This is a genomic window from Streptomyces sp. NPDC051020, from assembly GCF_040683105.1.
GTDB lineage: Bacteria > Actinomycetota > Actinomycetes > Streptomycetales > Streptomycetaceae > Streptomyces.
In genome coordinates, this window is sequence record NZ_JBFBCG010000030.1 from 48,760 (window position 1) to 69,343 (window position 20,584).

Below are 20,584 nucleotides of genomic sequence, written 5' to 3' on the forward strand. Positions count from 1 at the left end.
GAAGGTGGAGGGGCTTCGTCACTAAGGGCTGTCCGCGGCACTAGATCTCGTAGACCGCGCCCGGCACCGCCAGCTCCGCCGGTCCGTGGTAGACCGTGCGGGCGTCGGCCAGGTTGCGGTCCGCGTCCGTCCACGGCGGGATGTGGGTGAGGACGAGCCGTCCCACCTTCGCGCGTGCGGCGATCTCGCCTGCTTCGCGGCCGTTGAGGTGGAGGTCCGGGATGTCTTCCTTGCCGTAGACGAACGATGCTTCGCAGAGGAACAGGTCGGCGCCCTCCGCGAGTTCGTCCAGCGCCTCGCAGGTGCCGGTGTCGCCGGAGTACGTGAGGGTGCGGCCGCCGTGCTCGATGCGGATACCGAAGGCGTCGATGGGGTGACAGACCTTCTCCGTACGGACCGAGAAGGGGCCGATGTCGAACGTGCCGGGCTTCAGCGTGTGGAAGTCGAAGACCTCGCCCATGGACCGGTCGGACGGGGTGTCGGCGTGGGCGGTGGTCAGTCGCTGTTCGGTGCCGTCGGGGCCGTAGACCGGGATGGACGCGGGACGTCCGCCGTCGTGCCGGTAGTAGCGGACGACGAAGTACGCGCACATGTCAATGCAGTGATCGACATGGAGATGGCTGAGGAAGATGGCGTCGAGGTCATAGAGACCGACATGGCGCTGCAGCTCGCCGAGGGCGCCGTTGCCCATGTCGAGGAGCAGCCTGAAGCCGTCGGCCTCTACGAGGTAGCTCGAACATGCCGAACCCGTGGACGGGAACGAGCCGGAGCAGCCGACGACGGTGAGCTTCATGGAGCGTGAACCTCCGAGACGTGGGAACGGGGAGGGTTCGTGCGATTTGTTGAGCGTAAGGCGCGAAACACCTGGTCGCTCCTCTGAGGCCTGCCGTTGTGGGCGAACTCACCTGCTCTGTCACCGGTTCGATGGAAGCGGGTGCGGGGTGCGGGGAGCGGGCCGACAGGGGCGCCGGTACCGTCGGGGCATGGACATGTCCTGGTGGCCGGCTCTGGCCGTGGTCGTACTGCTCGCTCTCATTGCCGCGATTGCCGACGGGCGGGGGCGGCTCGGGCGGGGGCCTCGGCGCCCTGGTGGTGGGCGTCCCGCGCAACAGACGCGTCCGCCGGGCAGGCGGGAAGGGCCGCGGGGCGGGCCGGAGCGGGCGCCGCGACCGGGTGAGATCTGGTGGGCGGAGGTTCCGTATGAGGACGGGCCCGGGGCGAAGGACCGGCCGTGTCTGGTGCTGTCGGTGCGGGGCGGCGCGGCACTCGTCGCGAAGATCACCAGCAAGCATCACGAGGAGCGGCCCGGGGTGATCGCGCTGCCGCCGGGTTCGGTGGGGGATGCGCAGGGGCGCGCGAGTTTCCTGGAGACGGACGAGCTGCGGGATGTGGCGGTGCGGGGGTTCCGGCGGCGGGTGGGGACGGTGGACCCGGCGGTGTGGGAGCGGGTGCGCGGGATCGGCTGACGGTCGGAAAAGTCCTCGGCCGCCGGACGGGCTGGAATTCCAGCGGGTCAGGCGGCCGAGGGCGGGACGGCGTACGGTGACCGGTCCCGGCAAGTTTTGCGGGTCACGGCACTGGGGCGTGTTTCGAAAGCCCCGTCTGCCGGGCGGTGTCTGGCACGCACGCTCGCCGCGTTGTCGGGCTCGCCCCGATACAGCACGACGCTACTTTCGAAACACGCCCTGGGTGTTACGCCCAGAGCTGGCCGTGCAGCGTTTCGATGGCCGCTTCCGTCGTGGGGGCCGTGTAGACGCCCGTCGACAGGTACTTCCAGCCGCCGTCGGCGACGACGAAGACGATGTCGGCCGGCTCCCCCGCCTTGACCGCCTTGGTGCCGACTCCGATCGCCGCGTGGAGTGCGGCGCCGGTGGAGACGCCCGCGAAGATGCCCTCCTGCTGGAGGAGTTCGCGGGTGCGGGTGACGGCGTCGGCGGAGCCGACGGAGAAGCGGGTGGTGAGGACCGAGGCGTCGTAGAGCTCGGGGACGAAGCCCTCGTCGAGGTTGCGGAGCCCGTAGACGAGGTCGTCGTAGCGCGGCTCGGCGGCGACGATCTTGATGTCGGGCTTCTGTTCGCGCAGGTATCGGCCCACTCCCATGAGCGTGCCCGTGGTGCCGAGGCCCGCCACGAAGTGGGTGATGGAGGGCAGGTCGGCGAAGATTTCGGGACCGGTGGTGGCGTAGTGGGCGCCCGCGTTGTCCGGGTTGCCGTACTGGTAGAGCATCACCCAGTCCGGGTGCTCGGCGGCCAGTTCCTTGGCGACGCGGACGGCTGTGTTGGAGCCGCCGGCCGCCGGGGAGGAGATGATCTCGGCGCCCCACATGGCGAGCAGGTCGCGCCGTTCCTGCGAGGTGTTCTCCGGCATGACGCAGACGATGCGGTAGCCCTTGAGCTTGGCCGCCATGGCGAGCGAGATGCCGGTGTTGCCGCTGGTGGGTTCCAGGATGGTGCAGCCGGGGGTCAACCGGCCGTCCTTCTCGGCCTGTTCGACCATGTGGAGCGCGGGGCGGTCCTTGATCGAGCCGGTGGGGTTGCGGTCCTCCAGCTTGGCCCAGATGCGGACGTCGTCCGACGGTGACAGCCGCGGGAGGCGGACGAGCGGGGTGTTGCCCACCGCGGCGAGCGGGCTGTCGTACCGCATCAGTTCATGCCGCCGGCGACGGCCGGAAGGATGGTGACGCTGTCGCCGTCGCTGAGCTTGGTGGAGATTCCGTCAAGGAAGCGGACGTCCTCGTCGTTGAGGTAGACGTTCACGAAGCGACGGAGCTGGTCGCCGTCGACGATGCGCTCACGGATGCCGTTGTAGCGGCTGTCGAGGTCCGTGAAGAGGTCGGCGAGGGTCTCTCCGGTGCCGTCGACGGCCTTGGCGCCGTCGGTGTAGGTGCGGAGGATGGTCGGGATGCGGACCTCGATGGCCATGGCGTGGGCTCCTGTCGAAAGCGGAGTGGTGGCGCGCGGCTCTGCCCCCGCGCGAGGGTGATGTGTCTGGACGCTGCTCGGGGCCGCGGCCCGGCTCAGGCCTTGCGGCCGGCGGGCAGGCGGCGCGTACAGATCGCGCTGGAGAGCCTGCACAGGTCGACGTGCAGGCGTGCGACGAGCAGCATGCCCGGCGTCTTGTCGCTCACGTCATGGAGAACCATGGGCTCATCGTATCGATTCCCGGTCCGAAATCCGGCATGTGATCTCACCTGGTGGATGGAGAGTGTCCGGCTGGTGGACGGTCGGGGGGTGGGGTGGGGAGCCGCGGCGGGCCGGGGACGGGGATTCGCCCCGGCCCGCTGGAGGTCAGGCGGGTTCGTACGCCTCGACGACCTTGACGTCCTCCTCGGTGATCACGCCGTCCACGATGCGGTACGAGCGGAACTGGAAGGGGCCCGCGTCGTCGGCGTCGGCGGTGGAGACGAGCACGTAGTGGGCGCCGGGCTCATTGGCGTACGTGATGTCGGTGCGCGAGGGGTACGCCTCGGTCGCCGTGTGCGAGTGGTAGACGATCACCGGCTCCTCGTCGCGGTCGTCCATCTCGCGGTAGAGCTTCAGCAGGTCCGCGGAGTCGAACTCGTAGAACGTGGGCGAGCGGGCGGCGTTGAGCATGGGGATGAAGCGTTCGGCGCGGCCGGTTCCGGCCGGGCCCGCGACCACGCCGCACGCCTCGTCGGGGTGGTCCGCGCGGGAGTGCGCGACGATCTGGTCGTACAGCTCCTGGGTGATGGTCAGCATGGCGCCAGGATAAGCAAAGGACCCCCGCGTACCGAGGAGTGGTACGCGGGGGTCCGTATGCCGGACGGCTGGGTCGGGTCAGCGCTTGGCGAAGGCCGCGCCCTGGGGGTTACGGGCCTTGAGGACCAGGTACGAGACGCCGAGGATCAGGGCCCAGAGCGGGGCGCAGTACAGCGAGATCCTGGCGTCCTTGTCGATGCCCATCATCACGATCACCATGCCGATGAAGGCGAGGGCGAAGACGCTGGTGTACGGGGCGCCGGGGGCCCGGAAGGCGGACTGCGGGAGCACTCCGCGGTCGGCCAGGCGGCGGTAGCGGATCTGGCAGACGAGGATCATGATCCAGGCCCACATGCCGGAGATGGTGGCGAAGGAGACGACGTAGGTGAAGGCGTCCCCGGGCCACTGGTAGTTGATCCAGACGCCGACGAGCATGAGGGCGGCGGAGAAGGTGGTGCCGACGAGCGGGGTGCCGCTCTTGGTCAGCCGGGTGAAGAACGTCGGGCCCTGTCCGTTGAGCGCGAGGTCGCGCAGCATGCGGCCGGTGGAGTACATGCCGGAGTTGCAGGAGGAGAGGGCCGCGGTCAGGACGACGAAGTTGACGATGCCTGCGCCGATGCCCAGACCCATCTTCTGGAAGGCGGCGACGAACGGCGAGATGCCGGGCTGGAATTCCGTCCACGGGACGACGGCGAGGATCATGATGAGGGCGCCGACGTAGAAGACGGCGATGCGCCACGGCACGGTGTTGATGGCCTTGGGCAGGACGGTCTTCGGGTCCTTGGACTCACCTGCGGTGACGCCGACGAGTTCGACGGCGAGGAAGGCGAACATCACGATCTGCAGGGTCATCAAGGTGCCCTTGATGCCGTGCGGGAAGAACCCGCCGTCGGCCCACAGGTGGGTGACGGACGCGCTGTCGCCGGCGTCGGAGAAGCCGAGGGTGAGAATTCCGGCACAGATGAGGATCATGCCGACGATGGCGGTGACCTTGACCATCGAGAACCAGAATTCGAGTTCCCCGAAGAGCTTCACGGAGATCAGGTTCACGCCGTACAGGATGATCGTGAAGATCAGTGCGGACACCCATGGGGGAATGTCGAACCAGAATGTCATGTACTGGGCTGCCGCGGTGACTTCGGTGATTCCGGTGACGACCCAGAACAGCCAGTAGGTCCAGCCGGTGACAAAGCCTGCGAAGGGGCCGACGAATTCGCGGGCGTATTCCGAGAATGAGCCCGAGACCGGGCGGTACATGAGGAGTTCGCCCAGGGCCCGCATGATGAAGAAGATCACCAGGCCTGCGATGGCATAGGCCAGGATGAGGCTCGGTCCCGCCTTGGCGATGGCCTTGCCCGCGCCGAGGAAGAGGCCGGTTCCGATGGCCCCGCCGATCGCGATCATCTGGATCTGGCGGGCGCCGAGGGCGCGCTGGTAGCCCTCGCCCGAGGTGGTGGCATCTGCGGCTTCCGCGGCCTGCTGCGAGCCGCCTTGTCCCTTGTCGACCTGCGCCGATGTCATGTGTTGCGCCTTTCTCCACGCTGATCCGCGCCTGACGGCTGCGGATCAGGTCCTGATCCCCCCGGATATGGATGGAGTGCGACCGGCGGTCCGCCGGTGGTAAGCGCCCCCGGGAACAGGGATGGCGTCCCCGGGTGGTCGTGAAGATTTATCACGGAGCCACCAGTGGTCCACCGGACATTGTGTGGTGGACACCACAGGAAAAAGCGGACAAACGTTCCCGGTCGCCATAAAAAAGGCCATTCAGGTGATGGGATCGTTATGTGAATTTGAGTGTCCGTTGAGCGAACACCTCGACTCGGCCCCAAAGGGAGGTAAAAACCGATCAAGGAAAGGCGGGTGAGTCGCGGCGCCCGGCACGGTGCATCACCGCGGGGCGACCCTGGGGCACCGGAGCATGGCACGGCGGAGCCGTACGGGCGTTTCGGCAACGCCGGGAGTGGCGCCTCCCCCGTTCGGGGGAAGCCGGGCGCGTGGGAAAGTGCCGGGCGTCGCGGCCCCGGCCCTGATCCGCCGGACGCCCCTACGGCATCAGGGTCTCGACGAGCGTCTCCTGGAGCGCGCCCAGCCAGAGGTAGGCCATGACCATCGGCTTGCGCGGGTCGCTGTCGGGCAGCCGGTAGAGGGAGCCCTCACCGCCCTCGTCCTCGTCGGAGACCTCCAGGCGGGTGCCGATGGTGAGGCGGAGGTCGTTGAGGGCGCCGAGCCAGTTGCGGCATTCGTCGGCGCTGAGCGTGAGGACGGCACCTTCCGCGCCGGACGGGAGCGCGTCGAGGGTGCGTACGACGGTGAGCGCGTCGTTGCGCTTGCGGGTGCGCAGGTCGTTCTCGGTGAAGCGGCGGAACTCGGCGGACGCGGCGCGCAGTTCGCTGTCCTCGTCGCCGTACGCCTCCGGGAAGAGGCGGGCCAGGGCCGGGTCGGTCGGCGGCTCACTGGGCCCTTCGGCGAACAGGGCGGCGAGCGGGTCCTCACCGTCGGCCGGTTCGTCGCCGGGTCCGATCAGTTCCAGCAGCTGGACGGCGAGGGAGCGCAGGATCGCGATCTCCACCTCGTCGAGCGCGACGGCCGCGCCGCCGCCGGGGGTGGCCTCGAAGTGGCCGGCCATGGGTTATCTCCGATGGTGGGTCGGGCGGGGCAGAGGTGGAGGCTAGTTGCGGTCCTGCGTCAGGGTGGCCCAGAGCCCGTAACCGTGCATGGCCTGGACGTCGCGCTCCATCTCCTCGCGGCTGCCGCTGGAGACGACGGCGCGGCCCTTCTGGTGGACGTCGAGCATCAGCTTGTGGGCCTTGTCCTTGGGGTAGCCGAAGTAGGCCTGGAAGACATAGGTCACATAGCTCATGAGGTTGACCGGGTCGTTGTGGACCAGGGTCACCCAGGGCACGTCGGGCTCGGGGACGACAAGGTTCTCCTCGGCCGCTTCGGGGCGCTCGATCTCTACAGGGGCGACACTCACCTACCCCATGCTGCCACCCGGGAGGGAGCATCGCACAAACGGCTTAGATCTCGTCACTCTGACGACATAGAGGTAGCATCCCAGCCATGAACTCTGCGGACCTTGGGCGACGGGTCGGTGTGCCGTCGACAGCGCTCTTCACCGACCAGTACGAGCTCACGATGGTGCAGGCGGCACTGAAGGCGGGCACCGCCGACCGGCACTCGGTCTTCGAGGCGTTCACCCGCCGACTGCCCGAGGGGCGGCGCTACGGCGTCGTCGCGGGCATCGGGCGCGTCCTGGACGCAGTGGAGAACTTCCACTTCGACGACGAGATACTCACCTTCCTGCGCGACCAGAACATCGTCGACGGGCCGACGCTCGCCTGGCTGGCGGACTACCGCTTCAGCGGCGACATCTGGGGCTACCCGGAGGGCGAGGTGTACTTCCCGGGCTCGCCGATCCTGCGGGTCGAGGGCTCCTTCGCCGAATGCGTGCTGCTGGAGACGGTGATCCTGTCGATCCTCAATCACGACTCGGCGGTCGCCGCGGCGGCGTCCCGGATGTCGGCGGCGGCGGGCGGGCGCAGGCTGATCGAGATGGGTGCACGACGCACCCATGAACTGTCCGCGGTGGCGTCGGCGCGGGCCGCGTACATCGGCGGCTTCGACGCGACGTCCGATCTGGCGGCCGGGTTCCGCTACCACATCCCGACGGTCGGGACGAGCGCGCACGCGTTCACGCTGCTGCACGACAGCGAGCGCGACGCGTTCCGGGCGCAGGTCGACTCGCTGGGCCGGAAGACGACGCTGCTGGTCGACACGTACGACGTCGCCGAGGCGGTCCGTTCGGCGGTCGAGTTCGCCGGGACCGGGCTGGGGGCCGTCCGGATCGACTCCGGGGACCTGCTGCTCCTCGCGCACCGGGTGCGGCAGCAGCTGGACGCGCTGGGCGCCACCGAGACGAAGATCGTGGTGACGTCGGACCTGGACGAATACGCGATCGCGTCGCTGGCCGTGGCCCCGGTCGACGCGTACGGCGTGGGCACGCAGCTGGTCACCGGCAGCGGGCAGCCGACCTGCTCCATGGTCTACAAACTGGTCGCCCGGGCGAGCTCCGCCGATCCCGCGGAACCGCTGCGGCCTGTTGCGAAGAAGTCGCTGGGGGCGAAGTCCTCGATGGGCGGTCGCAAGTGGGCCGCGCGACGGCTGGACGAGAACGGAGTGGCCGAGGCCGAGGTGGTCGGCACCGGTCCGGTGCCCGACGGGCTGGCCGACCGACAACTGCTGGTCGAGCTGGTCAGGGGTGGTGAGGTGATCGCGCGCGAGTCGCTGGACGCGGCGCGGGAGCGGCATATAGCGGCGCGGCGGGGGCTGCCGATGTCGGCGATCCAGCTGTCCAAGGGCGAGGCGGTGATTCCGACGGAGTTCGTGTGAACGTGCCTCGGCAGGGAAGGCGACGGTCACTGCGCACACCCCCTCCCGCAAGGCGGTCTTTGTCTCTAGGCTCGATTGAGACCGCCCCCCATGTGCCGGCCGGTCTTACCGTTCCGCTCTTCTCCCCCGCTTCTCTCCCCCATCGAAGGACACCCGCCATGCACCGCGCGTTGATCGTCGTGGACGTTCAGAACGACTTCTGCGAGGGCGGCAGCCTCGCGGTGACGGGGGGCGCGGATGTCGCCGCCGCCATCACCGACCTGATCGGTGAGGCCCAGGCCGGATACCGCCATGTGGTCGCCACCCGTGACCACCATGTCGACCCGGGCAGCCATTTCTCCGCACAGCCCGACTTCGAGCACTCCTGGCCTGCGCACTGTGTCGCCGGCACGGAGGGGGTGGGCTTCCACCCCAATTTCGCCCCGGCGGTCGCTTCCGGCGCGATCGACGCGGTGTTCGACAAGGGGGCGTACGCGGCGGCGTACAGCGGCTTCGAGGGGGTCGACGAGAACGGGGTGGGGCTCGCGCAGTGGCTGCGGGACCGGAGGGTCACCGAGGTCGACGTCGTCGGCATCGCCACGGATCACTGTGTGCGGGCGACGGCGCTGGATGCGGTCCGGGAAGGGTTCGCGACGCATGTGCTGCTGGACCTGACCGCGGGGGTCGCCGCCGCGAGCACGGGGCGGGCGCTGGAGCAGCTCCGGGAGGCCGGAGTGGAGCTCTCCGGCAAGCCGGTGGTGTAGGGCGGCGAGAGGTGGTTGCCGGGGTCGCCCGGCGGCCGCGTTGTCCGGCCCGGATCTTGTTCTCAAGCGCCGGACGGGCTCGACGTGGCAGGGCGGGACGCAAGCGCCCTCAGGGCTGGTGGACCGGTACCGGTGGGCGCAGGAGTGCCCGGATGGGGTGCCAGAGTTCCTGGGCGTTCGCCGGTCTCGCTCGCCAGAGCAGGCCGTCCGGGTGGTGCAGCACCGCCGTGATCTCGTCGGGCGTGGGCGGTTCCGCGTTGCCGCGGAGGTAGACCGCCCGGAGGCCCACATTGCGCAGGCGGGTCAGTGCGCGGGCCCGGTTCGCCGCGTGCACCAGCACCCGGACCGGCGTTCCCGGGTCCGTCCCGTCCGCCGGGCCGTTCAGGGTGATCGCGACCACCACACTGCCGTTCGGCAACTTGCTGAATCCTCCGCCTGCCATGCCCTGCACTCCCCCGTGAGACATCGCGTCAATAAGAATCAGAATAAGAGGCACCTAAACACGATTGGCCGCCGCCCGCTAGAGGGCGACGGCCGATCATGCTTTGACCTGCGGTGATGCGGAACTACTTGTGCGAGGCGCCAACCTTGACCGTGATCGTCGAGCCGCTGAGCGGCTCGCTGACGATCGTGATCCGGGTGTTGGTGTCAGCGACCTGCACGCTTCCGGTCTCGTTCTCCGGGTACCAGTAGGTGCCCTTGTGGTCGTCGAAGACCGGGACGCCCGGCTGGGCCTTGATCTTGGTCGCCACGTCGGCCTTGTGCAGCGTGAAGGCGTCGGTCGGCCGCCAGCTGAACGGGGCGTCGAAGGGCTGGATCTTGTTGCGGATGACGGTGCCGTCGGCCCACTTCAGCGGCTTGGCGTGCGCGTCGATCGGCAGGATCAGGCCCTGGCCCGGGTGGGTGGAGACGTTGTTGTCCTTCTGGGACTGGTCCCAGAGCCAGATCAGCAGACCGTTCTGGTACGGGTAGTGCTCGACCCAGTCCGGACGGGTGTTGGAGAAGCCGAAGTTGTACGGGCCGACCCTGAGGGTCTTGTCGTACGAGACGTACTGGCGGTTCTCCGCGATGTAGTACTGCGGGTAGTCCTTCGTGAACGACGCACCGACCCGGGAGAAGCCCTTGGGGGTCCAGCCGTTGTCGTCGCCTTCGGCGTTGTCCGAGAAGAGCACGGCACCGTCGGCGTTGACCGCGATGGTGTCGGCCGCGAAGCCCACGCCGCCCGCGCCGCCGTCGGTGGTGTAGCGGAAGCGGATGTCGATCTTCTTGCCCGCGTAGGCGTCCAGCGAGTACGACAGCTTCTGGTACGTGCCGGAGACGGCGGTCAGCGCCGGCTTGTCGCTGGCGTCACGCGGGATCGCCTTGCCGTCGGCGGTGCCGTCGATCGCGGTCCAGCTGGCGCCACCGTTCTCCGAGACCTCGGTGTAAAGGTAGTCGTAGTCCTTCTCGATGTCCCACCAGCCCGAAAGGTCCAGGGAAGCCTTGGACTTGCCGGTCAGGTCGACCGAGCGGGACAGGGTGTTGTTCAGGTCGTCACCCATGTCGCTCCACCACTGCTTGGCGCCCTCCGCGGGCGTCGTGACAGGAGTGGTGACGGCCTTGTCCGGCAGCGAGACGACGAGCGCCTGCTTGTCCTTGGTGTTGTACTCCGAGACGCCCAGCTTGTGGACCGAGTTCGTCGCGGCCTTGGCCGAGGCGTAGTTGAGCCAGCCCAGCTGCAGCTTGTCCCAGGCGGTCATGTCGCCGGGCATGTCACCGATCTGGTTCTTGCCGGTGCCGAGCCAGGAGCCGGCCGACATCAGGGACCAGAAGCCGACCGAGTTCTCGGCGCGGTTGGTGGTGTCGTAGAGGTCCGGCAGACCGAGGTCGTGACCGTACTCGTGGGCGAAGACACCCAGGCCGCCGTTCTCGGGCTGCGCGGTGTAGTCGCCGACCCACATGCCGGTGTCACCGATCTCGGTGCCGCCGGCCTTGTTCTCGGCCGGGCCGGTCGCACCGACGTTGGTGCCGTACGCGTACCAGCGGTGTGCCCAGATGGCGTTCTTGCCCTCGACGCCGCCGCCCGCGGACTCGTCCTCACCCGCGTGCACGACCTGGAAGTGGTCGATGTAGCCGTCGGGCTCGTTGAAGTTGCCGTCGTTGTCGTAGTCGTAGCGGTCCCACTGGTCGTACTGCGCCAGGTCCGCCTTGATCTGCTCCGGCGTGCGGCCCTTGGCCTTCTGGTCGGCGGCCCAGGCGTTCACGCCGTCCCTGACCATGTCCCAGGCGTTGGCACAGTTGGACGAACCGCAGTAGTTGGAACCGTAACGGGCCTCGTTGTACGGGACCTTGACCCAGTCGGAGACATTGCCGTCGACCGAGTAGCGTCCGGAGGACGTCTTCTCGTAGTACGTCTTCAGCGAGTCCTTGCCGGCGCCCTCACCGAAGTAGAGGTCCTGGAAGTGGGCCTGGTTGTAGTCGGCCTGCCAGGCGGTGCTGTTGTCCTTCGCCGGGTCCGGCTTGGCTATCTTGTTGTGCAGCGGTCCGGGCGTGCCGCCGTACTTCTTGACGGGCGGCTTGGGGCCGTCGCCGTCCGGGTCGAACATGGTCGTGTCGTCGACCTTGTCGCCGAACTCCACCAGGATCGTGAAGATCTTGTCCGTCTTGTCGCGGCCAAGCTCGACGTACTTCTTGTCGTCGAGCTTGACGACCTTGGAGCCGTTGCGCGTCGACACCTTCTTGTCGCCGGACACGACCTGCTCCAGGGCGGCCTGACGCTGTGCGTCCTGCTGCTCGCTGAAGGGGCCCTTCAGGTTGTGGGCGTTGCCCTCGGCCGACGCCGGGTCACGGCGGTCGATGCTGGACGCGCCGACGTCTGACGCCTTGTCATTCGCCTGTGCGGTGGCGAAGGTCGACGCCGTGGCAGCGGTGGCGGCCATGGCCACGACAACCGCCGCGGCGCGGAGCGTCCGTCTCTTAGTGGTCACTTGATGCAGTCCTCCCCGGCGCCCGCGGCTGCGGCCTGGGAGTGATGAGGAGGCCGCGCGCGGATACGCGTCACAAGTGACGCCATTCGACCGGAGTTACACGAGAAAAGACAGACCTTGACTTGAACAGGCCAAGTGCATTATGCGGGAGTGCGGTTCCGTTATGCGGACGTTCACCGAACGGGCGACCGGCGCGCCAATGCTCCCCCTTTGACGCACTGGATGACTCAGTGCGCCCCCTATGCATCGGCACCGTGGGTTAGGTCACGCTTACTAAAGGTTCCGCCAGGGCATCCACCGTCGTAGAGTCGGTTGACAGTGCGACCGCGTTGAGAGACTGCCCCTTCCGATGTCCCGAGGACGGATACCGCCATGCCGCGTCCCACTGCTGCACAGCTCTCCTACGGATCGGTCACCGTCGTCTTCTCGACGCTCGCCATGCTCCTGCTGTCCCGCACAAGTTCGGGCATCGGCATCGCCGTCATCGGCACGGCGGCGCTGGCGCTCGGCCTGCTGGTGGCCGTCACCGTACCCCAGCCGCTGTGGATGAAAACAAGGAATGCGGCGAAGACAGCAAAGACGGCGACCGCGGTTCGCACGAACCACGGCACCGTCGGCGCGGCCGAGGCCATCGAGCTCGACGACGTCCAGCCGGCCAGGATCCCGGCCGCCCGCGCCGCCGATCGGGTGGGCGAGCACTCCCTGCGCCACTGACGACCTCGCCGCGTGCCGCTCGGGCGGACCGTCTGCGGACATCGGCTATGGAGTCGAGACCACCACCGTCTTGGCCGCCTTGTCCTGCAGCCCCTGCCGGTAGGGCTTGTCCGTGAACATCAGCACGATGTTGATCAGCCACCACAGGCACGGGCAGCACAGCAGCGCCGGCAGCCACAGCACCACGGCCCGCAGGAACGCGGTACTGGTGTCCGGCACCCGGCCGTCATTGAGCATCGCGACCCGCAGATTCAGCAGTCGCTTGCCGATGGTGCGGCCGTCCTTGTGCGTGAAGTACGTGTCGTACGCCACGTAGGCCACGAGCCCGATCAGCGACCAGAGCAGCTGACGAGCGCTGTAGGTCTGGTTGAAGGCGTTACTGAAGTTGTCGTAGTTGCTGTTGGCGTTGTTCGACGACACCTCGACCGGGCCGCCGAACGGCAGCGAGATCAGATACAGCGGGATCGAGACGATCAGGAAGTCGATCAGCCGGGCCAGGATCCGCTTGCCGGGCTCGCCGAGCGGCGGCATGCCCGCCAGCGGGTCCGGGCCGCCGTACGGGCCACCGCCGTAGGCCCCGGGCTCATACGGCGGCGGAGGAGGCGGCGGAGCGCTGTCGTAGGGCGAACCCGACGACGGCGGCTGCGGCTCCTGCGGCTTCTTGAGGAACGGGTCGTCCTCGGGAGGCTGGCCGGACGTCGGCTGATCGTTGCTCATGGGGGCAGTGCACCCCGGCCCACGGGTGCCCGCAACGGCTCAGGTGCGTTCGGGGGAACGGGGCACGGAGCGGCCACCGCTCACCCGATGAGCCGTCAGCCGCGCGGGTCGCCCGCGCGGCGTCGCCGTGCTCGTCCTCAGCCCGCCACGAAGGTGTGTGCCGCCTTGTCGTGCCAGCACTGCCGCCACGGGCGGTCGAACAGGCACCACAGGACATTGACCACACCGACGACCAGCAGACCGAGCACGCCGTAGACCAGCCAGCGGCGGAGCGCGGCACCGAAGGCGGGGGTCCCGTGGGACTCGATGTCCCGTACCTCCAGACCGCAGAGTTTCTTGCCGAGCGTACGACCCCACTTCGCGGTCGGCAGGACCTCCAGCAGCACGCCGAGCACCAGGAACGCACCGAGCACCCCGCCGAAAAGCCCGGCCGTGGTGGAGTCCACCAGCCAGACGGTGACCGTCCGGCCGGACAGCTTCGCCGCGTCGATCTTGTCTCCGATGTGGTCCATCGCTTGCGAGACGAGCGGGAAGCCGATCGCGCCGACGAGCGAGCCCAGCACGACCGTGTCGACGAGCCGGGCGGCGAATCGCTTGCCGAGCCCGGCGGGGCGGGCGGCCGCCTGCGCCTGTGCGAGCTGCTGGAAGTGGTCGTTGACCGGGGGCTTCCAGGGCACGACAGGGCCGTCCGGCTGAGCCGCCTGCGCACTGACACGCTGCTGGGACGGCACGGCCTGCTGGGGCTGCCTGGGCCCGAGTTGCTGCTGTTGCGAGGGCTGGGGCTGCGGATGCGCGGCCGACTGGTGGGCCTGCTGCGACCAGGAGGCGGCGCCGCCGCCGGGGCCCGGGGTGAGCGGATTGGCCGGGGCGGGTGCCGGTGCGGGCGCGGGCGCGGCGGCCTGGGCGGGCGCGAGGGCTGGGGCAGGTGCTGCTTCGGAGGGCTGGGGGGCGCTGGTGCCGGGGGGAACCGCGCGGATCGCCATCGTCCCGTCGGCCGGTTCCTGTTCCGCGTGGCGGGGACGGGGCGACCGGCCCCCCTGTCCCGCGGGGCGGATCACGACCGTACCGTCGGCGGGCGGACGCCCCGCCTCACCGCTGCCGCCTCCGGGCTCGGCCGGGCGGTCGGCCCGGATCGCGACCGTTCGCTCGGGGACCTGGCTGTTGCCGCCCCGCATGCCCGGCAGCGCACTGCCCGTGGAGTCCTGCGGCGCGGGCAGGCGCGGGTCCGCGGGGGCCCGGTCGGCGGGGGCCTCGTTTCCCGGTGCCCGGTCCGCAGGGACCTGGCCCGCCGCTCCGGCCCCGCCCGGCTGCCCCGTACCGCCTGTGCCGCCCCAGGACACCCGCCGGTCGTGTTCCCCGCCCAAGCCGGTCTGCCGGGAGGCGTCGGCCTGCCAGACGGACGACGGTTCGGGTCGGTTGCTGTCTTTCGGCTCCTCGTCGAGGAAGACCGGACCGGTTTCGTCCACCGGCGCGTAGGTCGGGCCGGACGCCTGGGCGGGCATCGGTGCCGAAGGCTGCGGCTGCGGTTCGGGCGTTGCCCCTTCGGAGGGCGTCACGGCCGCGGGTTCGCCCTGCTGGGGCGCAGGACGGCTCGTACCGGGAACCCACGAAGTGCCGTTCCAGTACCGGACATATCCGGGAATGGACGGGTCGGGGTAATACCCCTCGCGGGGCCTGTCGTCACCGGGTGCCGGGGTTGGGGCGCTCATCACCGTGGTCCCGTATCTCTTCGAAGCCTCAAGTCAACGGACCACATCTATCAGACAGCCGCGTACCCCCGGGCCGGTCCCGGCGTTTGGTGCACCTTCCGGTCAGGGTGAAGTTCTTTGCGGAAGTCGCGTCATAGGCGGCGGGGAAGGCGCTCTCTCCACGTGCGGGCCGGTCAGGGGACCGGTCCACAGGCACCGAAAGGACGCACTCATGCAGACCGTCGTGGAACGCGAGCTGGAACTCAAGCTGGTCCTGTCGCCGGAGCGGAGCATCCCCGTCGCGGCCCGGCTGACGTACCGCACGGAGGATCCGTACGCCGTGCACGTCACCTTTCACATCGGCTCCGACTTCCCGGTGCACTGGACGTTCGCCCGCGATCTGCTGGTCGAGGGCGTGTTCCGGCCGTGCGGGCAGGGGGACGTGCGGATCTGGCCGGCCGAGACCGAGCGGCGCAACGTCCTCTGCGTGGCGCTGCGCTCGCCCGAAGGCGATGCGCTGCTGGAGGTGTCGGCCGCGGACGTGGCCGCGTGGGTGGAGCGGACGCTGCGGCTGGTGCCGCCCGGCACCGAGACCGAGCGGCTCGGCATCGACGCCGCTCTCGCCGAGCTGCTCGCGCCGTTGCCGGCCGACGACCTGTGGCTGTGCGACCCGTGGCTGAGCGACCCGTGGCCGTCGGACGAGTCGACGGACGGCGAGGTCTGATGCGCGGTCCGTCGGCGGCGTCAGAAGACCTTGCCGGGGTTGAGCAGCCCCAGCGGGTCGAACGCCGCCTTGATGCCCCGGTGCATCTCGACGCTCACCTCGCCGAGTTCGCGGGCCAGCCATTCCTTTTTCAGGACGCCGACGCCGTGTTCGCCGGTGATGGTGCCGCCGAGTTCGAGGCCCAGGGCCATGATCTCGTCGAAGGATTCGCGGGCCCGGCGCGACTCGTCGGCGTCGGTGTGGTCGAAGCAGACGACGGGGTGGGTGTTGCCGTCGCCCGCGTGGGCGCAGACGCCGATGGTGAGGTCGTACTTCTGTGCGATGGCCGCCGTCCCCTCGATCATGGCGCCGAGCCTGGAGCGGGGTACGCACACGTCGTCGATCATCGTGGCCGACGTGACGGCCTCGAGGGCGGTCAGGGACATCCGTCGGGCCTGGAGGAGGAGTTCGGACTCGGCGGCGTCGGCCGCGGGGACCACTTCGGTGGCACCGGCGGTGGTGCAGAGTTCGGCGACGGCGGCGAGGTCGGCAGTGGGGTCCGGGGTGTCGAAGGCGGCGAGGAGCAGCGCTTCGGTGGAGTCGGGGAGACCCATGTGGGCCATCGTGTTGACGGCTTGGACCGTTGTACGGTCCATCAGTTCGAGGAGTGACGGAGTGTGGCCGCGCTCCATGATCCGGCAGACGGCGTCGCAGGCGGCTGTCGCGGACGGGAATTCGGCGGCGAGGACGAGCTGCTGCGGCGGCTGCGGCTTCAGGGCGAGCACGGCGCGGACGACGATGCCGAGGCTGCCCTCGGAGCCGACGAAGAGCCGGGTGAGGTCGTACCCGGCGACGCCCTTCGCTGTCCGGCGGCCGGTCGTCAGGAGGCGCCCGTCGGCGAGGACGACCTCGAGGCCGAGTACGTACTCGGCGGTGACGCCGTACTTCACGCAGCACAGCCCGCCGGACGCGGTGCCGATGTTGCCGCCGATGGTGCACATTTCCCAGCTGGACGGGTCCGGCGGGTAGTGCAGGCCGTGTTCGTTGACCGCGCGGGACAGCACGGCGTTGATGACGCCCGGTTCGACGACGGCGATCCGGTCGACCGGGTCGATCTCCAGGATCCGGTCCATCTTCACCAGGGACAGCACGATGCAGCCGTCGGAGGCGTTGGCCGCGCCCGACAGGCCGGTACGGGCACCCTGCGGGACGACCGGCACACGCAGCGCGGTCGCCGTGCGCATGACGTGCTGGACCTGCTCGACCGTGCGCGGCAGCACCACCACGGCCGGAGCGCCCGCGTCGCAGAAGCTCGCCATGTCGTGGGCGTACGAGGCCGTGACGTCCGGATCGGTGATCAGGGCCTCGGCAGGAAGGCCCGCGCGCAGTCGTTCGAGAAGATCGTCCATGATCCAAGCGTGACACCCGGGGCCAATGGTGTGAACCCGTCTGCGGCAGCAGACGCACAACACGGTGCGATCGTCATACTGACGCAGAGTGATCGGCATGGATGTCATGCCGCAGCAGCCTCCGGAGTCCCTCAAGTCGGATCACGCGCCCCCCTCGTCCGATCCGTACGACTGCCCACCGCAGACGTCGTCGCCCCCCGGCTCCGAGCCGCCGCCCGCCCCGGACCCCGCGGCGCCGGCCGACCTCCCGCCGGTCTCGTTGCACACGACGCTGCGCCGGGCCGCGGTCGGTGCGGTGGCGGCTGCCGTGCTGGTCACGGGTGCGGTCGTGTCCGTACCGGACGAGGAAAAGGACGCCGCGCCACCGCCCGTGCCGGGACCGGTCATGCGCGCCCTGACGGCGACGAACGCGGGCGCCCCCGCCTCCCTCGCCGATCTGACGGCGCTGATCGGGGACCGGCAGAGCTGGGTGGGCACCCATCCGTCCGACGCGCGGTCGTGGGCGGTGCTCGGATCGGCGTACGTGGAGTGGGGGCGGCGTTCCGCGGACGCGGCGTACTACGGGCGGGCGGAGCAGGCGCTGAGGCGCTCGCTGGACGTACAACCGGGTGACCGGGGGAACACGGCGGCCTGGGTGGGGCTGGCAGCGCTCGCCAACGCGCGGCACGACTTCGTGACGGCGGAGAAGTGGGGCGAGACGGTACGGGCGCGGCGGCCGAAGGACTGGACGGCGTACCCGGTCCTGATCGACGCGTACAACGGGCTCGGCCAGTACGCGGCGGCGGGCCGGGCGGTGGAGAAGTTCACGGCGCTCCGCTCGGGCGTACCGGCGCTCTCATGGACGGCGCAGATGTACCGGAACGCGGGCCGGCGCGAGGACGCCCGCGCGGTCGCGCAGGACGCGGCGAACCGGGCCACCACCCCTGCCGAGAAGACGGACTGCCTGTTCCGGCTGGGCGAACTGGCCTGGGAGCGGGGCGAGTCCGAGGAGGCGGTGGCGCAGTACAGCGCGGCCCTGCGGACGGACCGCGCCCACCCTCCGTCGCTCGCCGGCCGGGCGCGGGCGCTGGCGGCCCTGGGCCGTACGCACGAGGCGCAGCGCGACTACCGGGCAGCGCTGTCCCGGCTCCCGAGCCCCGCATACATGCTGGAACTCGGTGAGTTGTACGAGTCGCTGGGGCTGGACGTCGAATCCCGGGGCCAGTACACGAAGCTCCGCAGAACCCTGACCCAGGAGAGCGGCCACGGGGTCGACGAGTCCCTCCTCCTCGGCCGCTTCGAGGCCGACCACGGTGATGTGTCGCGGGCGGTGGAGCTGCTGCGGGCGGAGTGGGGCCGACAGCACCACAGCGCGGCAGTGGCGGACGCACTGGGCTGGGCGCTGTACAGATCGGGCGACTCGCAGAGTGCGCTGGCATACGCGCAACAGGCGGTGGACACGGGTGCTGGGTCGGCCCGGTACGCGTACCACCTGGGCGTGATCGAACAGAGGCTGGGGAACCTCGGCCCGGCCCGCCGCCACCTGGAGGAGGCGCTGCGCACGAACCCCCACTTCAGCCCTCTGGACGCCCCATCGGCCCAGCAGGCCCTGGACCAGCTGGGCGGCACCCCGGCGGGCCACCCGCAGGAGGTGACCCCGGAACCTCCTCAGCAGTCCCCGGAACCGTCCGAGGCCCCGCCCGCGCAGCAGGGCACCCTGGCGGTGGCGGAGACGGACGTGGCGGGGAGCGCGGGAGACGGGGCCTCCGGAACCGTCAAAGACCCCGCCGTCACGTAGGAGCCACCTGGGCTCAGAGGTTGCCGCGCTTCTCCTGCTCGCGCTCGATCGCCTCGAACAGGGCCTTGAAGTTGCCCTTTCCGAAGCCCATCGAGCCGTGGCGTTCGATCATCTCGAAGAAGACCGTCGGGCGGTCCTGGACCGGCTTGGTGAAGATCTGCAGCAGGTATCCGTCCTCGTCGCGGTCGACGAGGATCTTCAGCTCGCGCAGCGTCTCGACCGGTACGCGGGTCTCGCCCGCCCATTCGCCGAGGGTGTCGTAGTACGAGTCGGGGGTGTCCAGGAACTGGACGCCGGCCGCACGCATCGCGCGGACCGACGCGACGATGTCGTTGGTGGCGAGGGCGATGTGCTGGACGCCCGCGCCGCCGTAGAACTCCAGGTACTCGTCGATCTGCGACTTCTTCTTCGCGATCGCCGGTTCGTTGATCGGGAACTTCACCTTCAGGGTGCCGTCGGCGACGACTTTCGACATGAGGGCGGAGTACTCGGTGGCGATGTCGTCGCCCACGAACTCCTTCATGTTGGTGAAGCCCATGACCTTGTTGTAGAAGCCGACCCACTCGTTCATCCGGCCCAGTTCCACATTGCCGACGCAATGGTCGATGGCCTGGAAGGTGCGCTTGGCGGGCGGTTCGACGATCGGGGCCGCGGCCACGAAGCCAGGGAGGTACGGGCCGTCGTAGCCGGAGCGCTCGACGAGGGTGTGGCGGGTCTGGCCGTACGTGGCGATCGCGGCGAGCACCACCGTGCCGTGCTCGTCCTTGACCTCGTGCGGCTCGGTGAGACCCAGGGCGCCGTGCTCGACGGCGTACGCGTATGCCGCCCGTGCGTCGGGGACCTCGATGGCCAGGTCGACCACGCCGTCGCCGTGCTCCGCGACATGGTCGGCCAGGAAGCGGCCGTGGTCGGTGGATGCCTTGATGACGGAGGTGAGGACAAGGCGTGCCGAACCGTTGGTCAGCACGTAACTGGCGGTCTCGCGGCTGCCGTTCTCCGGTCCGGAGTAGGCGACGAGCTTCATGCCGAAGGCGGTCGAGTAGTAGTGCGCGGCCTGCTTGGCATTGCCCACGGCGAAGACGACCGCGTCCATTCCCTTGACCGGGAAGGGGTCGGCCTGCCGGGCGGTGTCAGGGGTGTTGTACAGCGTCTCAGTCATAAAGGAAGGCTCTCCCCGCATCGCAAGGTGCGCAATAGTTCGCGTTTTCGCTGAGCAGTCTGTACACAGGTCTGCTGAGATGGGCGGACTATCTGTACATGGTGACCATGGAGGGACCCGTATGGCGATCGATCATCTGGACGGGCGGCTCATCGTGCTGCTTGCGCGCGAGCCCAGGATCGGGGTGCTGGAAGCGTCGCGTCGGCTCGGGGTGGCCCGCGGCACCGCGCAGGCGCGCCTCGACCGGCTTCAGTCGAATGGAGTCATCCGTGGATTCGGCCCCGATGTCGACCCGGCGGCCCTCGGCTACCCCGTCACCGCCTTCGCCACCCTGGAGATCAAACAGGGCCAAGGCGCCGATGTGCGGGCCCATTTGGACGGCGTTCCGGAAGTTCTGGAGCTGCACACCACCACCGGGCACGGCGACATGCTGTGCCGGCTCGTCGCCCGGTCCAACGCCGACCTTCAGCGGGTGATCGACCGGGTTGTCGGTTTTGATGGCATTGTCCGGGCCTCCACCGCGATCGTCATGGAGAACCCGGTGCCTCTGCGCATCATCCCGCTCGTCGAGCAGGCCGCGGAGGACAGCGACTGAGCCGA

Annotated in this window: 21 protein-coding genes; 7 read left to right on the top strand and 14 right to left on the bottom strand. The window is 69.4% G+C overall.

The features are described 5' to 3' along the window. Positions 1 to 40: 40 nt before the first annotated feature. Positions 41 to 793, bottom strand: a complete 753-nt coding sequence (locus AB0N06_RS18295; RefSeq protein WP_366135703.1) for an MBL fold metallo-hydrolase — start codon at positions 791 to 793, stop codon at positions 41 to 43. Positions 794 to 983: 190 nt separating this feature from the next. Here AB0N06_RS18295 and AB0N06_RS18300 point away from each other — a divergent pair, with 190 nt between their 5' ends. Next, positions 984 to 1,466, top strand: coding sequence for a type II toxin-antitoxin system PemK/MazF family toxin (locus AB0N06_RS18300; protein WP_366135704.1), 483 nt, complete (start codon positions 984 to 986; stop codon positions 1,464 to 1,466). Positions 1,467 to 1,692: 226 nt separating this feature from the next. Here the strand turns inward: AB0N06_RS18300 and AB0N06_RS18305 are convergent, their stop codons facing one another. From AB0N06_RS18305 to clpS, 7 genes are all read right to left on the bottom strand, one after another. Continuing rightward, positions 1,693 to 2,643, bottom strand: coding sequence for a cysteine synthase (locus AB0N06_RS18305; protein WP_358857703.1), 951 nt, complete (start codon positions 2,641 to 2,643; stop codon positions 1,693 to 1,695). Next, a complete protein-coding gene (locus AB0N06_RS18310; RefSeq protein WP_358857702.1) occupies positions 2,643 to 2,921 on the bottom strand; it encodes a MoaD/ThiS family protein in 279 nt (92 codons plus the stop codon). The genes AB0N06_RS18305 and AB0N06_RS18310 overlap by 1 nt, the downstream gene beginning before the upstream one ends. A gap of 95 nt (positions 2,922 to 3,016) precedes the next feature. Then, a complete protein-coding gene (locus AB0N06_RS18315) occupies positions 3,017 to 3,142 on the bottom strand; it encodes a putative leader peptide (protein ID WP_366135705.1) in 126 nt (41 codons plus the stop codon). Positions 3,143 to 3,287: 145 nt separating this feature from the next. Next, the gene (locus AB0N06_RS18320; protein ID WP_358857700.1) at positions 3,288 to 3,719 is read right to left on the bottom strand and encodes a M67 family metallopeptidase; all 432 of its coding nucleotides are present in this window, start codon (positions 3,717 to 3,719) and stop codon (positions 3,288 to 3,290) included. Between the two features lie 78 nt (positions 3,720 to 3,797). After that, on the bottom strand, positions 3,798 to 5,240 hold the full coding sequence (locus tag AB0N06_RS18325; RefSeq protein ID WP_366135706.1) for an amino acid permease: 1,443 nt from the start codon (positions 5,238 to 5,240) through the stop codon (positions 3,798 to 3,800). A gap of 523 nt (positions 5,241 to 5,763) precedes the next feature. Next, a complete protein-coding gene (locus AB0N06_RS18330) occupies positions 5,764 to 6,345 on the bottom strand; it encodes a DUF2017 domain-containing protein (protein ID WP_366135707.1) in 582 nt (193 codons plus the stop codon). Positions 6,346 to 6,387: 42 nt separating this feature from the next. Beyond that, complete coding sequence (gene clpS, locus AB0N06_RS18335; protein WP_366135708.1) at positions 6,388 to 6,693, bottom strand: ATP-dependent Clp protease adapter ClpS; 306 nt, start codon at positions 6,691 to 6,693, stop codon at positions 6,388 to 6,390. Positions 6,694 to 6,779: 86 nt separating this feature from the next. Here clpS and AB0N06_RS18340 point away from each other — a divergent pair, with 86 nt between their 5' ends. Together AB0N06_RS18340 and AB0N06_RS18345 are read left to right on the top strand one after the other, a co-directional pair. Continuing rightward, positions 6,780 to 8,108: a nicotinate phosphoribosyltransferase gene (locus tag AB0N06_RS18340; RefSeq protein WP_366135709.1), complete on the top strand. Its 1,329-nt coding sequence runs from the start codon at positions 6,780 to 6,782 to the stop codon at positions 8,106 to 8,108. A gap of 158 nt (positions 8,109 to 8,266) precedes the next feature. Next, the gene (locus AB0N06_RS18345; RefSeq protein ID WP_366135710.1) at positions 8,267 to 8,851 is read left to right on the top strand and encodes an isochorismatase family protein; all 585 of its coding nucleotides are present in this window, start codon (positions 8,267 to 8,269) and stop codon (positions 8,849 to 8,851) included. Positions 8,852 to 8,960: 109 nt separating this feature from the next. Here the strand turns inward: AB0N06_RS18345 and AB0N06_RS18350 are convergent, their stop codons facing one another. Next, entirely contained in the window at positions 8,961 to 9,293 is a 333-nt protein-coding gene (locus AB0N06_RS18350) for a hypothetical protein (RefSeq protein WP_366135711.1), read from the bottom strand. A 124-nt stretch (positions 9,294 to 9,417) separates the two neighbouring features. After that, a complete protein-coding gene (locus AB0N06_RS18355) occupies positions 9,418 to 11,817 on the bottom strand; it encodes an immune inhibitor A domain-containing protein (protein ID WP_366135712.1) in 2,400 nt (799 codons plus the stop codon). 372 nt (positions 11,818 to 12,189) lie between these two features. Here AB0N06_RS18355 and AB0N06_RS18360 point away from each other — a divergent pair, with 372 nt between their 5' ends. Next, positions 12,190 to 12,531, top strand: a complete 342-nt coding sequence (locus tag AB0N06_RS18360) for a hypothetical protein (protein WP_366135713.1) — start codon at positions 12,190 to 12,192, stop codon at positions 12,529 to 12,531. A gap of 45 nt (positions 12,532 to 12,576) precedes the next feature. Here the strand turns inward: AB0N06_RS18360 and AB0N06_RS18365 are convergent, their stop codons facing one another. Beyond that, complete coding sequence (locus AB0N06_RS18365) at positions 12,577 to 13,248, bottom strand: RDD family protein (RefSeq protein WP_366135714.1); 672 nt, start codon at positions 13,246 to 13,248, stop codon at positions 12,577 to 12,579. Positions 13,249 to 13,385: 137 nt separating this feature from the next. Then, positions 13,386 to 14,957 carry an RDD family protein gene (locus AB0N06_RS18370; protein WP_366135715.1) on the bottom strand — a complete coding sequence of 524 codons (1,572 nt, stop codon included), beginning with the start codon at positions 14,955 to 14,957 and terminating at the stop codon, positions 13,386 to 13,388. Between the two features lie 211 nt (positions 14,958 to 15,168). Between AB0N06_RS18370 and AB0N06_RS18375 the strand changes: the two genes are divergently transcribed. Beyond that, on the top strand, positions 15,169 to 15,660 hold the full coding sequence (locus tag AB0N06_RS18375) for an SsgA family sporulation/cell division regulator (protein WP_366135716.1): 492 nt from the start codon (positions 15,169 to 15,171) through the stop codon (positions 15,658 to 15,660). Positions 15,661 to 15,680: 20 nt separating this feature from the next. On the opposite strand, the gene AB0N06_RS18380 is transcribed toward AB0N06_RS18375, so the two are convergent. Beyond that, positions 15,681 to 17,048, bottom strand: coding sequence for an FAD-linked oxidase C-terminal domain-containing protein (locus AB0N06_RS18380; protein WP_366135717.1), 1,368 nt, complete (start codon positions 17,046 to 17,048; stop codon positions 15,681 to 15,683). A gap of 97 nt (positions 17,049 to 17,145) precedes the next feature. On the opposite strand from AB0N06_RS18380, the gene AB0N06_RS18385 reads away from it, so the two are divergent. Continuing rightward, complete coding sequence (locus AB0N06_RS18385; RefSeq protein WP_366135718.1) at positions 17,146 to 18,825, top strand: tetratricopeptide repeat protein; 1,680 nt, start codon at positions 17,146 to 17,148, stop codon at positions 18,823 to 18,825. Positions 18,826 to 18,838: 13 nt separating this feature from the next. Here the strand turns inward: AB0N06_RS18385 and hppD are convergent, their stop codons facing one another. Continuing rightward, on the bottom strand, positions 18,839 to 19,984 hold the full coding sequence (gene hppD / locus AB0N06_RS18390) for a 4-hydroxyphenylpyruvate dioxygenase (protein WP_366135719.1): 1,146 nt from the start codon (positions 19,982 to 19,984) through the stop codon (positions 18,839 to 18,841). A gap of 121 nt (positions 19,985 to 20,105) precedes the next feature. Between hppD and AB0N06_RS18395 the strand changes: the two genes are divergently transcribed. Continuing rightward, complete coding sequence (locus AB0N06_RS18395) at positions 20,106 to 20,579, top strand: Lrp/AsnC family transcriptional regulator (protein WP_266985129.1); 474 nt, start codon at positions 20,106 to 20,108, stop codon at positions 20,577 to 20,579. Positions 20,580 to 20,584 lie beyond the last annotated feature (5 nt).

Bases quoted from the DNA above. Each gene is read 5' to 3' on its own strand.
- AB0N06_RS18305 (WP_358857703.1), bottom strand. From the start codon at position 2,643: ATGCGGTACGACAGCCCGCTCGCCGCGGTGGGCAACACCCCGCTCGTC.
- AB0N06_RS18345 (WP_366135710.1), top strand. From the start codon at position 8,267: ATGCACCGCGCGTTGATCGTCGTGGACGTTCAGAACGACTTCTGCGAG.
- AB0N06_RS18295 (WP_366135703.1), bottom strand. From the start codon at position 793: ATGAAGCTCACCGTCGTCGGCTGCTCCGGCTCGTTCCCGTCCACGGGT.
- AB0N06_RS18380 (WP_366135717.1), bottom strand. From the start codon at position 17,048: ATGGACGATCTTCTCGAACGACTGCGCGCGGGCCTTCCTGCCGAGGCC.
- AB0N06_RS18300 (WP_366135704.1), top strand. From the start codon at position 984: ATGGACATGTCCTGGTGGCCGGCTCTGGCCGTGGTCGTACTGCTCGCT.
- AB0N06_RS18340 (WP_366135709.1), top strand. From the start codon at position 6,780: ATGAACTCTGCGGACCTTGGGCGACGGGTCGGTGTGCCGTCGACAGCG.
- AB0N06_RS18325 (WP_366135706.1), bottom strand. From the start codon at position 5,240: ATGACATCGGCGCAGGTCGACAAGGGACAAGGCGGCTCGCAGCAGGCC.
- AB0N06_RS18365 (WP_366135714.1), bottom strand. From the start codon at position 13,248: ATGAGCAACGATCAGCCGACGTCCGGCCAGCCTCCCGAGGACGACCCG.
- AB0N06_RS18310 (WP_358857702.1), bottom strand. From the start codon at position 2,921: ATGGCCATCGAGGTCCGCATCCCGACCATCCTCCGCACCTACACCGAC.
- AB0N06_RS18370 (WP_366135715.1), bottom strand. From the start codon at position 14,957: ATGAGCGCCCCAACCCCGGCACCCGGTGACGACAGGCCCCGCGAGGGG.
- AB0N06_RS18320 (WP_358857700.1), bottom strand. From the start codon at position 3,719: ATGCTGACCATCACCCAGGAGCTGTACGACCAGATCGTCGCGCACTCC.
- AB0N06_RS18350 (WP_366135711.1), bottom strand. From the start codon at position 9,293: ATGGCAGGCGGAGGATTCAGCAAGTTGCCGAACGGCAGTGTGGTGGTC.
- AB0N06_RS18315 (WP_366135705.1), bottom strand. From the start codon at position 3,142: ATGGTTCTCCATGACGTGAGCGACAAGACGCCGGGCATGCTGCTCGTC.
- hppD (WP_366135719.1), bottom strand. From the start codon at position 19,984: ATGACTGAGACGCTGTACAACACCCCTGACACCGCCCGGCAGGCCGAC.
- AB0N06_RS18385 (WP_366135718.1), top strand. From the start codon at position 17,146: ATGGATGTCATGCCGCAGCAGCCTCCGGAGTCCCTCAAGTCGGATCAC.
- AB0N06_RS18330 (WP_366135707.1), bottom strand. From the start codon at position 6,345: ATGGCCGGCCACTTCGAGGCCACCCCCGGCGGCGGCGCGGCCGTCGCG.
- AB0N06_RS18360 (WP_366135713.1), top strand. From the start codon at position 12,190: ATGCCGCGTCCCACTGCTGCACAGCTCTCCTACGGATCGGTCACCGTC.
- AB0N06_RS18375 (WP_366135716.1), top strand. From the start codon at position 15,169: ATGCAGACCGTCGTGGAACGCGAGCTGGAACTCAAGCTGGTCCTGTCG.
- AB0N06_RS18395 (WP_266985129.1), top strand. From the start codon at position 20,106: ATGGCGATCGATCATCTGGACGGGCGGCTCATCGTGCTGCTTGCGCGC.